The 16,091-nt window shown below is 48.0% G+C and carries 16 protein-coding genes; 6 read left to right on the top strand and 10 right to left on the bottom strand.

Features of this window, described 5'->3' with window-relative positions:
* Positions 1–195: 195 nt before the first annotated feature.
* The 3 genes from COW20_01160 to COW20_01150 all read right to left on the bottom strand — a co-directional run bounded on the left by COW20_01160 (position 196) and on the right by COW20_01150 (position 2,437).
* Positions 196–567: a DUF4440 domain-containing protein gene (locus COW20_01160; protein ID PIW50857.1), complete on the bottom strand. Its 372-nt coding sequence runs from the start codon at positions 565–567 to the stop codon at positions 196–198.
* Positions 527–1,648 (bottom strand): hypothetical protein, encoded by a 1,122-nt coding sequence (locus COW20_01155; GenBank protein ID PIW50856.1) that lies wholly within the window; start codon positions 1,646–1,648, stop codon positions 527–529. Before COW20_01155 ends, COW20_01160 begins: the two co-directional genes overlap by 41 nt.
* 78 nt (positions 1,649–1,726) lie before the next feature.
* Entirely contained in the window at positions 1,727–2,437 is a 711-nt protein-coding gene (locus COW20_01150) for a hypothetical protein (protein PIW50855.1), read from the bottom strand.
* Between the two features lie 177 nt (positions 2,438–2,614).
* On the opposite strand from COW20_01150, the gene COW20_01145 reads away from it, so the two are divergent.
* The gene (locus COW20_01145; protein PIW50914.1) at positions 2,615–3,517 is read left to right on the top strand and encodes a transcription termination factor Rho; all 903 of its coding nucleotides are present in this window, start codon (positions 2,615–2,617) and stop codon (positions 3,515–3,517) included.
* Positions 3,518–3,584: 67 nt separating this feature from the next.
* Positions 3,585–3,983, top strand: a complete 399-nt coding sequence (locus COW20_01140) for a DUF2809 domain-containing protein (GenBank protein ID PIW50854.1) — start codon at positions 3,585–3,587, stop codon at positions 3,981–3,983.
* A 63-nt stretch (positions 3,984–4,046) separates the two neighbouring features.
* Here the strand turns inward: COW20_01140 and COW20_01135 are convergent, their stop codons facing one another.
* A complete protein-coding gene (locus COW20_01135) occupies positions 4,047–4,385 on the bottom strand; it encodes a peptidylprolyl isomerase (GenBank protein ID PIW50853.1) in 339 nt (112 codons plus the stop codon).
* 195 nt (positions 4,386–4,580) lie between these two features.
* Here COW20_01135 and tsaA point away from each other — a divergent pair, with 195 nt between their 5' ends.
* Both tsaA and COW20_01125 read left to right on the top strand, forming a co-directional pair.
* A complete protein-coding gene (tsaA, locus tag COW20_01130; protein ID PIW50913.1) occupies positions 4,581–5,285 on the top strand; it encodes a tRNA (N6-threonylcarbamoyladenosine(37)-N6)-methyltransferase TrmO in 705 nt (234 codons plus the stop codon).
* A gap of 123 nt (positions 5,286–5,408) precedes the next feature.
* Positions 5,409–5,867: a hypothetical protein gene (locus COW20_01125; protein PIW50852.1), complete on the top strand. Its 459-nt coding sequence runs from the start codon at positions 5,409–5,411 to the stop codon at positions 5,865–5,867.
* A gap of 116 nt (positions 5,868–5,983) precedes the next feature.
* On the opposite strand, the gene COW20_01120 is transcribed toward COW20_01125, so the two are convergent.
* From COW20_01120 to COW20_01105, 4 genes are all read right to left on the bottom strand, one after another.
* Positions 5,984–7,096, bottom strand: a complete 1,113-nt coding sequence (locus COW20_01120) for a winged helix DNA-binding domain-containing protein (GenBank protein ID PIW50851.1) — start codon at positions 7,094–7,096, stop codon at positions 5,984–5,986.
* Positions 7,093–8,736, bottom strand: coding sequence for a hypothetical protein (locus COW20_01115; GenBank protein PIW50850.1), 1,644 nt, complete (start codon positions 8,734–8,736; stop codon positions 7,093–7,095). The genes COW20_01120 and COW20_01115 overlap by 4 nt, the downstream gene beginning before the upstream one ends.
* A 63-nt stretch (positions 8,737–8,799) precedes the next feature.
* On the bottom strand, positions 8,800–9,228 hold the full coding sequence (locus COW20_01110) for a hypothetical protein (protein ID PIW50849.1): 429 nt from the start codon (positions 9,226–9,228) through the stop codon (positions 8,800–8,802).
* 83 nt (positions 9,229–9,311) lie between these two features.
* On the bottom strand, positions 9,312–10,679 hold the full coding sequence (locus COW20_01105; GenBank protein ID PIW50848.1) for a hypothetical protein: 1,368 nt from the start codon (positions 10,677–10,679) through the stop codon (positions 9,312–9,314).
* A gap of 192 nt (positions 10,680–10,871) precedes the next feature.
* On the opposite strand from COW20_01105, the gene COW20_01100 reads away from it, so the two are divergent.
* Together COW20_01100 and COW20_01095 are read left to right on the top strand one after the other, a co-directional pair.
* Positions 10,872–11,954 (top strand): hypothetical protein, encoded by a 1,083-nt coding sequence (locus tag COW20_01100; GenBank protein ID PIW50847.1) that lies wholly within the window; start codon positions 10,872–10,874, stop codon positions 11,952–11,954.
* A 6-nt stretch (positions 11,955–11,960) separates the two neighbouring features.
* The gene (locus COW20_01095) at positions 11,961–13,547 is read left to right on the top strand and encodes a hypothetical protein (GenBank protein PIW50846.1); all 1,587 of its coding nucleotides are present in this window, start codon (positions 11,961–11,963) and stop codon (positions 13,545–13,547) included.
* On the opposite strand, the gene COW20_01090 is transcribed toward COW20_01095, so the two are convergent.
* The gene (locus COW20_01090) at positions 13,544–15,502 is read right to left on the bottom strand and encodes a hypothetical protein (protein ID PIW50845.1); all 1,959 of its coding nucleotides are present in this window, start codon (positions 15,500–15,502) and stop codon (positions 13,544–13,546) included. The genes COW20_01095 and COW20_01090 overlap by 4 nt on opposite strands.
* Entirely contained in the window at positions 15,462–16,025 is a 564-nt protein-coding gene (gene efp / locus COW20_01085) for an elongation factor P (protein PIW50844.1), read from the bottom strand. The genes COW20_01090 and efp overlap by 41 nt, the downstream gene beginning before the upstream one ends.
* Between the last annotated feature and the right edge of the window lie 66 nt (positions 16,026–16,091).

Here is a 16,091-nt window from a genome sequence, read left to right as displayed (position 1 = left end):
TCACAGAACGTCTCAAAATTCTGAACTGAAACAGAAACCTTTCACCGAGAATCGAAAATTAACCTGTGATTTACCGAACATGCCGGGTTTAGATTGTTCAGGCAATACTTTGCTGAACCCCGCCATCAGAAAAGAGTTCCTATAACTGAAACGCGAAGCGTTTATGGCAAAATATTTTAGCCAGATAATCGGCGTTCAGCGCATGCGGCTGAAAATTCCATTCTGGTAAGCAGCTCCAAAATACACTTCAATGCTGCTGATTTGATCACCTTCAAAGCTGAAAAATTCGGTATTGCGAAATTTGATACCCTCAGAGGTGCTGGCTTCATAGCTGACAAAGGCTGCGGGGCCGTCGATCATGATCCGTTCCAAGGTGAGATCTTGCAATAAATGCGCATTCGGCCAACAGCTCTCAAAATAACTGGTTTTGTCGATGGCATCATTGTAGGGGCTTGTAAATTTAAACTCAGGAGACAGGAGGGAAGCTGCTTCATGGTAGTTTTGCGTTTTAAAAGTTTTAAAAAGTTTATGAATCAGTTCTAAATAAGTGTTTTTGAGTTCCGACATCGATTTTTCTCCCTGAAATGCTCTTGGTCAATGGACTGCCTGGGGCTGCTTTTAAGTAGTTATCATACCGTGCCTGCTTGTTTGGGTCTGCCCTCAGATCTGAAAAAAAACTTAAAAAAGCCAGGAGCTTTGCTTGATGGGTGCCAAGCACCTCTGCTAAAAATGGCACAATGCCACAGATAGCCTGAAGTTCAGGATCTGAAATATTTTCTAGAAACCAGGCGGCTTCAGTCTTCTCTGTTTCGGAAAAAGGGTTCAATTTTTGTTGAAGCCGAATTTTCTGGTTTTGCTCCAGTCTGAGAAAGGTTTGGTAGGCTTCAAGGCCCAAACTCAGCAGAATTTGATGGGAATCATAGTCGCGGTGTCGCTGCATAAATTGCTGTTCTACGGAATCAAGTTCATATGCTTGATCCAGAAGCATGCCAAAATCCGTGAGCACAAAGCGCTCTCCATCGGTCATGATGTTTTTAAAATGCGCATCCATATGCAAGAGGCCCTGGGTTTTGAGGTGGTGACAGGCGGTTTCCATCTGGGTCAAAAACATTGGAGTTTTTTCTTGATGCGCAGATAACCATTGATGCAGACAATGGGGAAAATATTCAATAAACAAGAGCAATTCAGCAGGGGCCTGCTCTCGCGCCTTTACATATTCTTGAATGGCTTGATTCTGAGCCCAGTAGCTGAAATAGGCATCAGGTTTGCTTTGTGTTTGCTTCCCTGCTTCTGGATGCCGGGGCACCTGCCGGTAATGGTAAAGCAGGGGGAAATTTTCGCAGACCCCTGTTTCAGCCATTGTTGAGGTTTTCAGATGGGCCAAGAGTTCCCGCCTCGCCCCAAACCCGGCAGAACCCACCCCATAGTGATAATATTCTGGCAACTGAAACAAGTTGGCTGTTGAAGTGGGATTCTCCATTTCACGTGCTGTCAGGGGAATGCCTTTGACAAAGACTTTCTGGCCCTCTATTTCCAGGGTTTGGTTCCAGCCCCATCCTGCTTGAAGATTAGAGAAATCTATCAGCGCAATCATTTCTTGATCAGAGAAGTTCTCTAATTTTTTTTGCAGCGAATAGAAAGATTTCAAGCGTGGCTTGGGGAGATCATGCTGAGTATCTATGGTATTTGCTCCTGAAACCAGAACTGGGAGAGATTTTCTTCTCGCTTATTTCAGCTTTTCGGCCCGCGTATAATCTGCTTCGGCTTGGGTGAGTTTTCCCATGGCCTTGAAGCAATCTCCTCGGTTATAAAGGGCAATTTTATAATTGGGGTTGATTTGAATCGCTTGATCAAAATCCGCGAGAGCTTGTTTGTATTGTTTGAGTTGATAAAAATTCCAGCCCCGGTTGTTATAGGCTTTGGCATTTTGAGGACTGATTTGAATGGCCTTTGAATAGTCTGCGGAGGATTTCGTTAAATCTTTTAAATAATAATAAGTCAATCCACGGTTAATATAGGCAATCGTAAGTTTGGGATCAAACTGAATAGCGTGGTTTAAATCTTCAATTGATTTTTGATATTGCTTGAGAACCTGATAGGTATAGCCCCGGTTATTATAAGCCATGGCATTTTGAGGATCTAATTTCAGGCTCTGATCATAATCGGCAAGGGCTTCTTTGTATTGGCCCAAGGCATGGTAGGTCAATCCTCTTTCAATAAAGGCCCGCGCCAGATTTGGATTGAGCAGTATGGCTTGGTTGTGTGCTTCCAAGGCCCCTTTGTAATCTTGATGGTCATAGAGGATGATGCCCTTTTCAATCCAATCAAGAGAGGTTTGAGGGGTTTCCTGGGCCCAGGCAGCCGTGGTTGACAAGCTGAGATTCAAACCCATTCCCAGACTGCATAAAGCATAGACGCCGATGACGATCTTTTTCATAGCAGGTACCCATCTTCTTATATGTTTGTAAAACAGTTTAACTCTCTTTTGAACCAAAGAAAATAGCGTGTGAAGTGAGTTTGATCCGCTCAGAAAGTCAGGGGAGAGCCCGATTGTATTCTGGGGAGGAGTTATAATGCTGCATCTTAAGTTAAGTGCAGAATGGAAAAAATCGCAATGAATCAGCCTTTTAACAATCCTCCCGGTGGGGGAGCTGAAGCGTCTTTCCTGGCTGGATCTGCGCTATATCCTGCCCCTCAGATTTGTTTGGAACGTGGGAGTTCTTCTTTTGCCGCGCGGGCTCTGGATTTGATCTGCCCGATCGGACGTGGGCAAAGAGGGTTGCTGGTGGCCTCTCCAGGTTTGGGAAAGACTACCCTTTTACAGGAAGTTTGCCGTGCGGTTGCCAAAGGATATCCTGAGATGCAGATATATTGTCTTTTGATAGATGAGCGCCCCGAAGAAGTCACGGATTTTCGCCGCAACGCCAGTGGTGCCGTTTATGCTTCTTCTTTGGATCAGCCAGCTGAGCAGCACCAGGCCGTGGTTGCAGAAATGATGCCCAGAGCTTTCGCTGCTGCGGCAGCAGGGCAGCATGTCTTGATCCTATTAGATTCCTTGACCCGCTTAACCCGTGCTTTTCAAACACAGAATCTAGACAAAGGCCGAACCCTGTCGGGGGGCCTAAGTGCTTCGGCCCTGACGCTACCACGTAAAATCTTTGGGGCAGCCCGGAATGTGGAGGGGCAGGGATCGATTACGATCCTTGCCACGATTCTTGTGGATACAGGCAGTTTAATGGACTCCATTATTTTTGAGGAATTTAAGGGGACTGGCAATATGGAACTGGTGCTATCCAAAGAATTGGCCCAGCAGAGAATTTATCCTGCGCTTGATCTGTTTAAGAGCAGTACACGGCGGGAGGAACTCTTTTTTTCAGACAGTGAAAATGTCTCCCGTCAGGCTTTGCGCGCTTATTTAAGCGGAAACCGTTCAGAGCCCGTCGCCGCGATGAAAAACCTGCAAAAATTAATCGATCGCTTTCCCACAAATCGAGAACTTTTGGCGCACTTTGCTTAAACTCTATGCGTGTCGCCGGGATTGTGTTCTGAGCGTATAGTTGAAAGAAGGAATAAAGATTTACAGCATGAAATTCAAATTTAAGTCCTTTTACTTTTTGAGTTTTGGGGCAATCTTATGGATCGAATTCTTGATCGCTGTTTTTGTTCACGATGATTTTGTGCGTCCCTTTTTAGGAGATATGTTGGTTGTTTTTCTGATGTATTGCTTTTTTCAAAGTTTTCTAAGCGTGAAATACCAAAACATTCTCTGGGGCGTGTGGGGGTTTGCCTGTGGGGTAGAGTTTTTACAGGCCCTGAATTTGGTTGGGCTTTTGCGCCTTGAGAAATTTTTTTGGGTGCGAGTTCTGATTGGCACAACCTTCGATTGGCTGGATATTCTGAGCTATACTTTAGGTGCCGTTTTAATCCTCTGGTTAGAATCTAAGTTGAATAAAAAGCAGGAAAGACCCATGGGAGTCGAATAACGGCTCTGAGCATTTTCCTGCTCATTGTGTCAGCTTTGAAAAAGCTATTGTTCAACTTGATGCTTAAAAACTCAGAATTTCGACCAGTTCGACCTCAAAGATCAAGGTTGAATGGGGGGGTATTTCTCCCATATCCCGTTTTCCATACCCCAGAGCCGGGGGAATGGTCAATTTGCGCTTACCCTTGGCTTGAAGACCTTCCATGCCCAGATCCCAGCCTTGAATGACTTCACCAGACCCCAGCTGAAATTCAAGTGGGTGGCTTCGTTCGTAGGAGTTATCGAATACCTTCCCATTTTCAAGTTTGCCAATATAGTGTACCCGGATGAAATCTCCTGCCTCTGCCCCAGGGCCTTCTCCTATCGTGATATCTTCGATTTTGACTTTGTTTGAGCTTGGCATTTTCGCTATCCTATAAATATTCTGTTTTTAGCCTGTTTATACGCCTACTATTTTACAAGTATTGGGAGAAATCTGGATCTTGATTCTTTGCCCCAAGTTTTGAAGTGAATCGGTACAATGAAAACACTACGCAAAGAGGTCCAAAAAATGGACACCCAACAAAAGCAGGGCGATTCAGCTGAAGATTCAACTACAATGCTGGAACCTCAGCTCTACCAGCATCAAATGAAAATTATTGCCCATATTCGTACTGATTTTCATTCTAAATTTGGAATTCCCCGCCAAAGTGGAATTGTAGAAGAAACCGAGGGACAGATTATTTTTGAACCCGCTTTTCGCAACCCCGATGCGCTGCGCGGTTTAGAAGGATTTTCACACCTTTGGTTGATTTGGAAATTTTCAGAAACAGAAAGAAAAGACTGGTCACCAACGGTACGTCCTCCCCGTTTGGGAGGCGAAAAGAGAATGGGAGTTTTTGCAACGCGTTCTCCCTTTCGCCCCAATGCGATCGGGCTTTCATCGGTCAAACTCAAACGGATTGAGCTGGATTCAAAGTTTGGCCCTGTGCTCTATGTTTCAGGAGCTGATCTCTTAGACCAGACCCCCATCTTTGATATCAAGCCCTACCTTGCCTATACCGATGCACATCCGGATGCTGTGAGCAGCTATGCCGCTGTGCAACCCTGTCCAAGCTTGGAGGTGGTGATTCCTGATATTTGGCTGGTGTGTATTGCCGAAAAAGACCGTGCAGCCCTCAGAGCGATCTTGGCCCAGGATCCCCGTCCACGCTATCAAAAGGATCCTGAACGGGTTTATGCCTTTGAGTATGGCAGCACCCATATTCGATTTCAGGTCAATGAAGCGGTGCTGACTGTCTGCTATGCTGAATGCATCTCCTGAGTGTTTTGATACAAGCGTTTTGCCAGGGAAATAGGGCATTATACTGTGTGGGGGATCTCTCCCCCTTGATTTTGTGCACTCATTTTTGTTATCTTTGAAGGCGAGTACATCAGGAAATAAGCTATGCCTTCAATTCAAGGATCTTCCCAAATTCCAACAGGTTTACAGGCGCTCAGTCCTCGTTTGGATTTGAGCCTTCCGAAAGACATGGGGCCCACAGAAGCGCGAAATGAATATGTTTCACTGCCCCATGATCAAGTGAAAATGGGGCCTCACCGTGCAACAGAGGCCATGACCCATTTTGATTTTGTTGATGTCCCTCCTTTGCCTGTGAAAGACCCCCAGCCCATGAGCAAAGGCGAGTTTATTCGCAATACCCGTGATGCGGCAGAAGAATGGATCGGTTCGGGGGGGGTAAAAACCCTTGAGGCGGTGGGGGGGGTTGCGCATATTGCCTCAGGTGGCAATATCACCTACAAGAAAAACCTTCATTTGGGGGGCTTTTCTGATTCCTCGCTAAAATTGAAGGGTTCTGTCAAAGATGGCGGTAGAGTGGGCGTAGAATTCAAGGCCAGCTTTTAATCTTCAAAGCCGTTTGGCACTGGTTTCTCTGAGACAGGTGTCTTCCCCCTGTCTGAATACCCTTTTCGATTTTATTGCTCGCGAAGCTTTCGCTTCGGAGAGGGCCGAAACTTAGACTATACACCGTCCTGAAACTGGCATTCCAGCTGCTGAAGCTCAAAAAACTTGGCAATTTCCTGGGCTCTGTTTTCAAGCTTTTTTTTCATGTTGGTTTTGAGCGGGGCAAAGGGATAAAAATTGAGTTGAAGCCGCGTGCTCTTGCGTTGGTAGCGCCAGGTTCCCAAGATTTTTCCCTGCTCCAAAAAACAAGCCTCGACATGCCCTGCTTTTTGCCAGACCTTTTTATAATCCGCAGGTTCAATCAACCAGGATTTGTCCTTATGCGCCAGAATCAGGGGGTCAAAACGGGAGAGCAGCATCAAGGGCAGGTCAGCCTGTTCGGCTTGACGCAAGCTATCAAGATCTTGGCGCAAAAGCCACTGCACTTGCCCAGCCACTTGAACGGCTTCCCAGTCTGCAGATTTTGCCGATAAAAGCGTGCGCGCCTGGGCCACAGGCCAACCTGCCCAATGCGCCAAATCCTGTGCTGTTGCGGGCCCATAGGCGGCGAGATAGCGACGAATGACTTCCTTGCGGGCGTGTGCATCAGCGGGCGAGACCCAGGGCAAGCTGGGTAACCAATTGGCACGGTGCGCAAATTTACCTTCACTGCCCGCCCGAGGGGCATGACAGAGCAAGCCGCGATAGACCAGATCTGAAAAAATCCCCCCCCAAGAAGACAGCAGACTGTCGGGGAAACCTGCGTTGCGCAAGTCTGAACGCCCCACAACTTCGCTGCTCAGGGCCAGCTTTTCAACCTGTTGAATCAAGGCCTCATAGTCTTGAGCCTTGCCCAATCCAGCTTCAAGGTAACGGCGTTTCCACCACGAGCTCCCGTTCCAAACACGCTGAATCAGAGGCCAATCTGCTTGCTGATAAACGTGTAAGGTGCCTCTTTGTCCCCAGATTTTGACAAGAGAACGAGCTTGCCACAAGCTTGCATCAAACCCGGAAAGCGTCAGGTCTTTGACACGGGCAGAAGCGGCAAGGCCTGCCGCCACATGAATCTGAGCCTGCAAGCCACAGAGTTGACGGGCACAGCTTTGAAGATTCTGAAAAGGCTGAACGAGCCCCGATGCTTGAAATCGCCAGGCATGGATACTTTCACTTGAGATTTCTGGCGGGCTCATGCGAGTTTCAGCATGCTTTTCAAGCGTTCGGGCTCGGCGATCAGTACCATGGGTTTTAATTGCGCTTCATCAGCCCCAGCGGCGATGCGGCGTTGACGAAATTCTTCTTGGGCGCCTGGCGGCAGAATTTTAAGTTCAAGCGGGGCCAATTGCTCGTCTCCACGTGAGGATTTATAATCACAGTTTAAGTTTTTCAGCTCCTGATCCAGACTTTCAGCCAGTCGGGAAACCTGTTCGGGTTGAAGATCTGCTGAGGGTTCTGCCCAAATTTGGTAACGGGGGGGAAAACTTTCTGTATCAGGACTTGCGATATAAAAGGGAAGTTCAATTTCTAAATTCTGGCTTGCAGCCTGAATGGCCTGGGTGATATGGTAATCGGTCATCAACTCACCCACCAGGTTGCAGGTTTGTCCGGCTTTGCGAATAAAGTGAACGATCGGATTCTGCTGATAAAAACCACTGACTTCAAGAATATCGCCAATATCGTAGCGGTAAATGCCTGAAGAGGTCGTATAGAGAATGCGGTAGCGCTGACCAATCTGAAGTTGATGGGCCAGGAGTATGGGGCTGTGATTTTCACTGTTTTCGGGCACAAATTCATAAAAATGAGCCTGAAGCGCCAAGGGGCCGCCCAAAATCTGATCACTGAGGGGCACATTGCACCAGCCTTCTGTGGCCGAATAGATCGCATCGCGAATCGGAATTTTTTTCAGGGTCAGTTTCTCCAAGGCTGGAATCAAGCTGCCCGCATGGCTGCTTTTCCAGCAGACCATCAGTTCAAGGCCTGGCCAGAGTGATTTGGGATCGGTTTGAGCAGCCTTTAGGGTGGCTCTTAAGGCTTGGGCCCGTTTGGGATGGGCCTTGTGTAGGGACTCCACCAGACTTCGCTCAGCGGGTGTCATGATTAAATCGGGGTGAAGTGTTCCCAATTCCAGGTCATTCAATAGAAGGGGCAAGTGCTCCTGCATAAATTGCAAAAGGGCAATCATGGGGGCTGCGGTAATGCCCAGCAACATCGAAACCCGCTGGGGCAGACTCAGAAGAGCGGTCAGATAGAGGCGGCTCCAATTGTCTTCCATCACCATGATTTCATAGGGCACAGCGTAAAACTTTTTTAAAAGCGGGGGCAAATTGACAAAGTTAAATCCACTCATGGTGCCACAGGGAATACCTGTGGGGGTGCGCATTTTATCGGCACTGCCATTGAAATATAAAACCTTGCCATCAAAGGCTCGGGGGTGATCTGTATAAATTCCAGCCAGAAAAACCTGAACTACGGATTGATACTCATCGCGATAATCGGGGGTAATGGGTGTGAGTTTGGGGGGGCCGGTTGAACCTGTGGTCATGCCATAAAACAGAGGATCCTGGTGGGTGAGTACTTGTTTTTCACCTTGAATCATGCGATCCAGCCAGGGTTTGAGGTCTGCATGGGTAACAATCGGAACTTTTGCCTGGTATTCCTGAACCGATTGAATTGAATCAAAACCATGAGCTTTGCCGTAGGCTGTGGCTGCGTTGGCTTTTAAAATTTGAGCGAGTTTTTGCCACTGTGCGGGTTCGGGCTCTCTGCAAGCCGCTTCAAAGCGTTTGACATGCTTTCTGCGTAAAAACTGAGAAAGAGGCCCTAAAATACCCATCTTGAAACCCTCAAATTTGATCTGTGCTTCATTATAGCCGCTTAGGCGGAAAAACAGAGCACTTTAGGGTTTGAGCGAGAGCAGGAAGGCAATTAAATCTTCATATTCAGAATCGGTCATGGTGGCGCGCAGATTGGGGGTCATCAGATTTTGATAACCTGCGACCAGATAGGCATCGGGCTTTTCAATCGCTTGCCGCAAATAGGCTTCGGCATTCAGGCCTTTGACCCGTTGGCCCGCTTGTACAGCAATTCCATCTAATTTGGGGCCCAAGACACCTTTGGCTTCAGAAATGCTTGAAATGGCATGGCAGGCAATACAACCTTTGGAAATAAAGACTTTACTCCCTGTCGTGAGATCAGGGGGAGTGGGCAGAGGTGCTTGAGAAGCGGTCTGCAATGAGGTGGGCTCAGACTTTTGGGTTTGCTCCGAAGGGCAAGCGGCGAGAAATAAAATAATAACGAGGCTTAGCGAAATGCGAATAAAAAACATGCGGTCACCTTCTGTTCACTGTCGATCACAGTTCTACCATATCAGAGGGATGGGTTAGAAGGGGAGAAGATCTCGCAAAGCTTTTAAAATTGGCTTTGAACCGTTTGCAGTAAATCCAGGGCCTGATCAGGAGGCAAATCACTGATCACAGGAATAAATTGGTAGCTGATTTGAGCAAAGGCATCCAACTTGGTGCGCAGATTTTCAGGATCCAATTGGGTGACACGGGGAGGAAGGAGCTGAGGCTGTTGATCCCAACGGCTGAGTTGAGACAATTGTCCAATATCCAAGGTTTCGACCTTGCCATCGGGATAGAGAAAACTCAGCTCCTGCTGAAGATTCTCCCCATATTTTAAAGTGAAAACAGGGGCCTGTAGATCAAAGCGGCCGCCACTGCTATCATCCATTCCGCCTCTGACCACCGGGCGACCCTGGGCATCGGCATCAATTGAAACCAGCAAACGTCCATTGTGGGTTTGCGCCAATATGGGAATACTGATCGGCAGCTCAAAACCATCCACCTTGAGTTGGATTACAGGCGGGAGGGCCTGGGCCGAACCTGTTTCAATCATAAAATCGCCGTTGTGAAGCGTATAAAAATGAAAGGGGGCTTCAGAATCTATGGATTGGGTTTTAATCAAACCAGACACGCGTTGATCGCGTAATTTGGCTTCCAGTTCTGCCTTTTTGCGATCCTCTGCCAATTTGACTTTCAGTTCTTCAAGGTATTTTTCCTGGGCGGCCTTGGCCTGACGCTGGTATTCGGCTTGGGCCCGGTGGTTTTTTTCAAGCCGGTCAGCAGAATCTATAATATAGCGTTTAACACCTGGGTTATCGGTATTGCGATCGTTAATGCCTGGTTTGGGATTGTAAATCCGTTTGTACAAATCCTGATCCTGTTTGGTAATTTCATCCTGTTTGGCTTTGGCGCGGGCGATTACTTTTTGAGCTGAAGCTTCTGTGGCTTTGCGCCATTTTGCCACTTCGAGATCACGGTGTGTGGTATAGATTTTGACCACTTCGACCATGACCTGACGGGCCACTTCAATATCCCAGTTATAGAACCGGGCAGTATCAAAGGCCAGCCTATTGGCTGTGCCAGGATCGACAAATGCAGAATTTTCAATAATCTGCTTGGCGGCTTGAACTTCTTTCAATTGAGAAACGGGCAAAGCAGCCTGCCTCAAGGTAATTCCAGCAGGTTTAATCGTTTGCAGGATTGAAAAAATATCTACATTTTTAACCGGAGTGATTATTCTGAAACTAAAAATCTGGGCTGCTGCGGTCTGTACATTTTGAGGCCCTTCAATCGGAGGCAGGGCGCTCAGGTTCAAGCGTGTATTGATGGGGTCTGTTGAAAGGGGAGTGCTGCATGCAGAAACAGAGAGACTGAGAAACGCGACCAGCGGAAGCGTTTTTGCCCATTTTTGTGGCTGGAAGATTCGCTGCATGTATTTACCCCAGTCAAAGAATCAAACTATTTTACTGACTTCCTTCATGATAACGATTTTTCGGGTGAGAAGTAAAGAATCCGCTCACAAATGCGCTAAGAAAAAAATATTCTGCCCATTCAATTTTTAAGATTTTATCAAGGCAGGTCTATGGTCTAATAGAACCATAGCATTTCAGCTGGGGAGCAGTTTATGACCAAACAGAAAATTTTAAGCCTGATCGTATCGGGCAGTTTGCTTTGCGGATGTACACCTTTGGTGATTCAGATAACGAATCCCAGCACGCAAACCTCAAGCACTGCGGTTGCCGCCAAATCAGGTGCGATCAGTGGCTATTTGATGAAAGTATCAGCGGTTTTCAAGGTTCAGGCCCTCGATGATCAGCATACACAACTTCTTCAAGAAAATGTGAAGGGCTTTGAATCTGATTTGAAATCTGGGAAACTTGATGACTATTATCGTTTGCCCGAATTTTCAGTTAAACTTTTGGCGCACAGTGAGGGCAGTTATTTTACCAGCCCGGATAATTTAAATGAACTCAGCAATACTTCAGCTTCGTTTGCGCGGGCCTTGGTGATTTACCCAGACCAATCCTATGATATTTTTAAGGGGCAATTTGCCAACCAACGCTTCTATTTTGCAGGTGCAGAAACCCTTCCCGCTGAGAATACGAGCTATTTAATTACCCTCGACAATAATTTTCAGACCCGGGTCGTGACGGGGCAAATGGAAGGTCAAAGTGAAAGCGCAGAACCCCTCGCTTCTGCCAAACCCACTGCTTTGCCCAGCCCGGAACCCCTGCCGCTTGCCAGCCCATCCCCTGAAGCGAGCCCGAACCCTGCAGCCAGCCCCCCTCCCCCAGCACCTGAAATTTTCAGTCAGGCTGTGAATTTGCAAAGACAAAAGGCAGAGGATTACCGGAAACGAATCCGCAATTTTGCGCCCGCCCCGCCCCCCCCTCCTCCTCCAGGGATTCGCGGGCAGTTTCCTCCTCCCCCACCTTCTCAAACTGGGAAACCTCCTGTCGGGGGGGCTGTGCCTCCAGGGGGGCCTCCTCCCTTGATTCCCCCAGAAGTGATGGAGCGTCTGCGTCTTGAGCGTCCAATTGTTGCTGCAGAAATTGATGCTTTGGCGGGTTTGCCCCCTCAGGAACATTATGCGCGTACGTTGAAAATTCAAGAACAGAATGCCGATCTGATTCCAGCCTTGGGCCCTCCCCCACCGGCGGATGCGCCAGGTCCCCAAGCTCAAAATTCACCTCCTCCGCGTGGGTAAACAACCATGAAAACCGAATTCAGTGAACAGGAACAGCGAGATATTCGCCAGGCCAAGGCAATGTTGCGTCATTTTTGGCAGCAAAGCAAGCTGAAGCCTGCTCAAATTCTCGAAGCACTCGCAGAGCGGGGCTTGATGGTGAAAAACTCAACGCTTTCCACCTGGCTTAGCTTGAAAGAGGGGAATACGATTCGCCCCAAGCAAGAAGCAGTGATGCCCTTGCTTGAAATTTTTTTACCCCAGAAATCTCAGCCCCACCGGCAGGAATTGTGGGTTGAACTTTCAGGTCTCTTGGGTTTTCAGGAAAAGGCGATTTCGTCTGAAGAGATTCGCAACCGGCTTTCTGAGCAGATGGATGAAACCCTGAAACAAACTCTGCATGAAAATCAGGTGGATCTTGAAGTGCATTTGAAAGCACTTGAAGTCTTGTGGGAAGAAATTGAACCCGCTATTTTGGAGTATGATAAAGGTTTTCCCGTGATTCGGGTCGAGAAGGACAACCTCAGTCTTTTGCGTAAGCTGGCAGGACACGACAAGCAAGTCCAAAAATCCTTTGAAAGTGCGGGAGGCTACGAAATTCCCCTTAGCAGGGTACAGTCTCTGCATGCCCTTGCTGAAATTATCAATCTGCTCAATGAAGGCAGCCGGGTGCTGCATGCCATGATTGAGCGCAATCTGGTCGATGAAGGCTATCTCACGCTGCAATTGAGCCGGGTGGAGGAAATGGTCTCGTATATCTGGGAGATTTCAGATCGTCTGCTCAATAATAATTTGCTCTGCAAAACGGTTCCCCAGCTCAAAAAAGCACTGATTCGCGTGATGTCGATTACGGGGGGGATTCGGTTTTTATTGCATAACCAGACCGAGCAAAGCAGTGAAATTTTACTCGAAAAGACCCTGGCTTCGAAAAACTCGGCCTCTGAAGCAGAATTGAAATGCGCAGTGGCCGTCTTTATGGGGATTTTGGCGCGTCAGGGGCTGCAACAAAAAGATCAGACGAAATTGAGCTCTGCCTTGAATCGCTTTGAAAAAGCGCAAGCGACACTGAAGCGCTATTTGGAAAAAATCGAATCTGAGCAGGAAAGTTTTTACTATAAGAAGGAACTTGCCAATCTCTGTTATGATATTGCTGCCCTCTTGCTGTGGCGTATAGAGACCCGTGAAATTAAGCTTGATCAGGTTCAGAAAATCTTGGAAACAGCGGCCCAAAGCTACCAGGAAGTGCTTGAATTGCCCAATTTGTTTGTTTTGGGCTTAACTGAGCAACGTGCTCTGCATATTCGGGCCTTTTATATGATCAGTTCTTGCTGGACCTGTTCTCTGCCTCAGAAAGGCATTCGCGAGATCAACCAGCTCTGTACGGGTGAAACCCTGAATGAGCGTTTTTGGTTTGTTCAGATCGCCAAGACAATCGCCTGGTCTGTGCTGTGGTATCGCTTTGAGCGAGATGAGGGCAAAACCCAATACAAAGCTTCAGCAGAACAGGAATTGAAACGCGCGATGCTGGTGCCAGGCTTTGAAAAAGCCACTGGGCAGGAAACACAGACAGATTGGGTTCTCTCTCAGGCCTTTGCTCAAGTGGCAGTGAGCTAAATCGTTTCGACAGGGCTGTAATCCAGGCTGAGAAAACGCACAAGCGTCTCCTGGTTCTGTTTTTGCGCCAGCGCATCATAATCACAGGCAAAGAAAAAGGGGGTGTGCTGACAAAAGCGCAGCCCTTTGCGCAGCAATCTGCCCATGGCCTGTTCAGACAGGGCCTCTTCTCGTTCCAGGCTCCAGCCAACACTGGGAGCATGGTCTGATGAAAAGAGCTGGCGGCTGTTCAGGGGATGACTGGCATGTGCCATCCAGGCGGGAGCGCTCAGGTCAAACCAGAATTGATATCTGCTGCTGATTTTCAGCTCGCAAAGACGGTGCAGGGTCATTAGTTTGAGGGCCTGGGGCTGAGGCTCCAAAACAGGATCGCCCGTTTCGCGCAGTTCACCCCGAAAGAGGGCCTCAAAAAACAACAATTCTGAATCGGGAAGATCCGGCCGGATGGCTTGCCATTGCGCAAGACGGTGAAGGGTTTCACGCAGGGCAACAACAGACAGCTCAGGTTTTATGATCGGCAGGATCAGGCTTTGCCAAAGTTCTTGGGCGATTTCTGAAAGGTTTTTTTGCCCAGATTGATAGGCCCGGCGTAAATCGGCGACCTGGGCTTTCAGGTTTTCAGCCTTGGCGCCCGTGAGGGTTTGTAAAAACTGCCCCCAGGCAGAGACTCTGTTGCCAAATTTCTCACGCAAATGCGCCAGCTCAAAGCCATCTAAACCCAGACAGAAGGCAAAAATCTGGGACATATCAAAGCCATTCAGTTTGGGTACGGCAACTGAATCGGCAAAGGTTTGCCATGCCACCAGGCGCAGCAGTGAGAGCAAAAGATTGACCAGGGGATCCCGTTGAATCATACGAGAACCCCGATAGATTTCAAGCGAAATTCCCAAGGCCGAAAGCCGGGTCTCAATTTCCAAACAGAGGCTATCATTGAGTGACCAGGTCACCCAAACGATCTCTCCGGGCTCAATGCCTTCTGAAATCAGGGTTTGCAATTGCGTTTCCATCTCAGACAACATCGTGGCTGTGTTCTGAGAGCGCGAGATGAAAACCTTTGTATTGGCAACTTCAGGGGTTAAGGTTTTGGCTTGAAAGAGCGTATCCAAGCGTTTTGCGAGAGCTTGTAAAGGATGAGGATCCTCAAGTTCACGTATTTCTGCACCGGCCTTGATCAGTACTTCAGGCAATTCCGATGCGGTATCCCAAGGGTTCCAGGCAAGCGTGAACTGGGACTGAAAGGAAAGCAGTTGCATGAGCAGCTTTTTTTCAAGCGGACTCCATTGTTCAAAATCATCAATCAACCAGTACTTGGTCTGCTGGATCGCGTTTTGGCAGAGGGGGCTTTGCCAGTTCTTGAGCAGTTGCGACAATTGCAGGGGATAATCGAGCAGGGCAGAATCGAGCAGCCAGTTTTGAAAAGCTTCAAGAAAGGCATTCATCTGCGGGGCGAGGGGATCTGTTTCAAGGGCTTGAGAGCGGGCATGAAACTCCTGCCAGCTATAGCCCTGCAGACATTTTTCCTGGTGGCGGGTTAAAAGCAGATTCCACGCTTGGGTTTCGCTGCCGGGAAAGTGAAATTGCAAGTCAGGATTGTGTGCCCAAAAAATCTGCATCAGCAAAGTAATTTCATTGGCAGAAACGGCTTGAAAACCTTTGGGAAGCAATCCAGGCAGGGAGAGGAGGCTGCGTGTCCATTGGGGCAAGGTATTGAGGTGCATACCGCCCCAGGGAGCGATGCCTTGCGTCACCATTTGATCGAGAAACTGTCTGCGTTGAAAATGGCGGTGACCTGCGATCACCTGAATTTTAGCCGCATTGGCTTTTGAAGTTAGAATTTGGTTTAAAACAGAAACCAGAGCACGGGTTTTGCCCGTGCCCCGGTCGCCAGAAAAAATCTGTATCTGACTCAGAGAATCAGGCCCGCTCCAGATAAGAATCGGTACGGGTATCAACACGAATTTTATCCCCTTGGTTGACAAAGAGGGGAACTTGAATCACGGCACCCGTTTCAATCGTTGCGGGTTTGGTTCCGCCGGTGGCAGTATCGCCTTTTAAACCTGGATCGGTTTCGGTAATTTCAGCCACGATAAAATTCGGGGGATCAATCGTAATCAAACTGCCATTAAAAAACAGCATATCGTACTCAAGGCTTTCTTTCATATACTTGAGCACCCGATCATTGATCAGATCCTTATGCACGGGCAACTGTTCGAAGGTTTCGTTGTCCATAAAATTGTACTGATCTCCATCTTGGTAGAGATACTGCATGGCTTTTTTTTCAATATCTGCTTTTTCAAGCTTTTCACCGGCACGGAAGGTGTTTTCGCGAACGTTTCCTGTGCGCATATTTTTGAGCTTGCTGCGGACAAATGCCGCCCCTTTGCCGGGCTTGACGTGTTGAAACTCAACCACCTGCCAGGGATCATTATCAAAAACGATGGCAATGCCGGGGCGTAAATCGTTACTGGTAATACTCATGTAATCATCTATCTCCGTCAATACTTAAAAAACAATCTCAGGCACTATACCATGAACCGAAATGAG

It is taken from the genome of bacterium (Candidatus Blackallbacteria) CG13_big_fil_rev_8_21_14_2_50_49_14 (assembly GCA_002783405.1).
Lineage (GTDB): Bacteria > Cyanobacteriota > Sericytochromatia > UBA7694 > UBA7694.
Note: the sequence above shows the minus strand (reverse complement) of the source record. Positions and strands in the feature narration are given on the sequence as shown.

Coding starts and splice junctions, on each gene's coding strand:
- COW20_01160 (PIW50857.1), bottom strand. CDS start 567: ATGTCGGAACTCAAAAACACTTATTTAGAACTGATTCATAAACTTTTT.
- COW20_01150 (PIW50855.1), bottom strand. CDS start 2,437: ATGAAAAAGATCGTCATCGGCGTCTATGCTTTATGCAGTCTGGGAATG.
- COW20_01145 (PIW50914.1), top strand. CDS start 2,615: ATGAATCAGCCTTTTAACAATCCTCCCGGTGGGGGAGCTGAAGCGTCT.
- COW20_01140 (PIW50854.1), top strand. CDS start 3,585: ATGAAATTCAAATTTAAGTCCTTTTACTTTTTGAGTTTTGGGGCAATC.
- COW20_01135 (PIW50853.1), bottom strand. CDS start 4,385: ATGCCAAGCTCAAACAAAGTCAAAATCGAAGATATCACGATAGGAGAA.
- tsaA (PIW50913.1), top strand. CDS start 4,581: ATGCTGGAACCTCAGCTCTACCAGCATCAAATGAAAATTATTGCCCAT.
- COW20_01125 (PIW50852.1), top strand. CDS start 5,409: ATGCCTTCAATTCAAGGATCTTCCCAAATTCCAACAGGTTTACAGGCG.
- COW20_01120 (PIW50851.1), bottom strand. CDS start 7,096: ATGAGCCCGCCAGAAATCTCAAGTGAAAGTATCCATGCCTGGCGATTT.
- COW20_01115 (PIW50850.1), bottom strand. CDS start 8,736: ATGGGTATTTTAGGGCCTCTTTCTCAGTTTTTACGCAGAAAGCATGTC.
- COW20_01110 (PIW50849.1), bottom strand. CDS start 9,228: ATGTTTTTTATTCGCATTTCGCTAAGCCTCGTTATTATTTTATTTCTC.
- COW20_01105 (PIW50848.1), bottom strand. CDS start 10,679: ATGCAGCGAATCTTCCAGCCACAAAAATGGGCAAAAACGCTTCCGCTG.
- COW20_01100 (PIW50847.1), top strand. CDS start 10,872: ATGACCAAACAGAAAATTTTAAGCCTGATCGTATCGGGCAGTTTGCTT.
- COW20_01095 (PIW50846.1), top strand. CDS start 11,961: ATGAAAACCGAATTCAGTGAACAGGAACAGCGAGATATTCGCCAGGCC.
- efp (PIW50844.1), bottom strand. CDS start 16,025: ATGAGTATTACCAGTAACGATTTACGCCCCGGCATTGCCATCGTTTTT.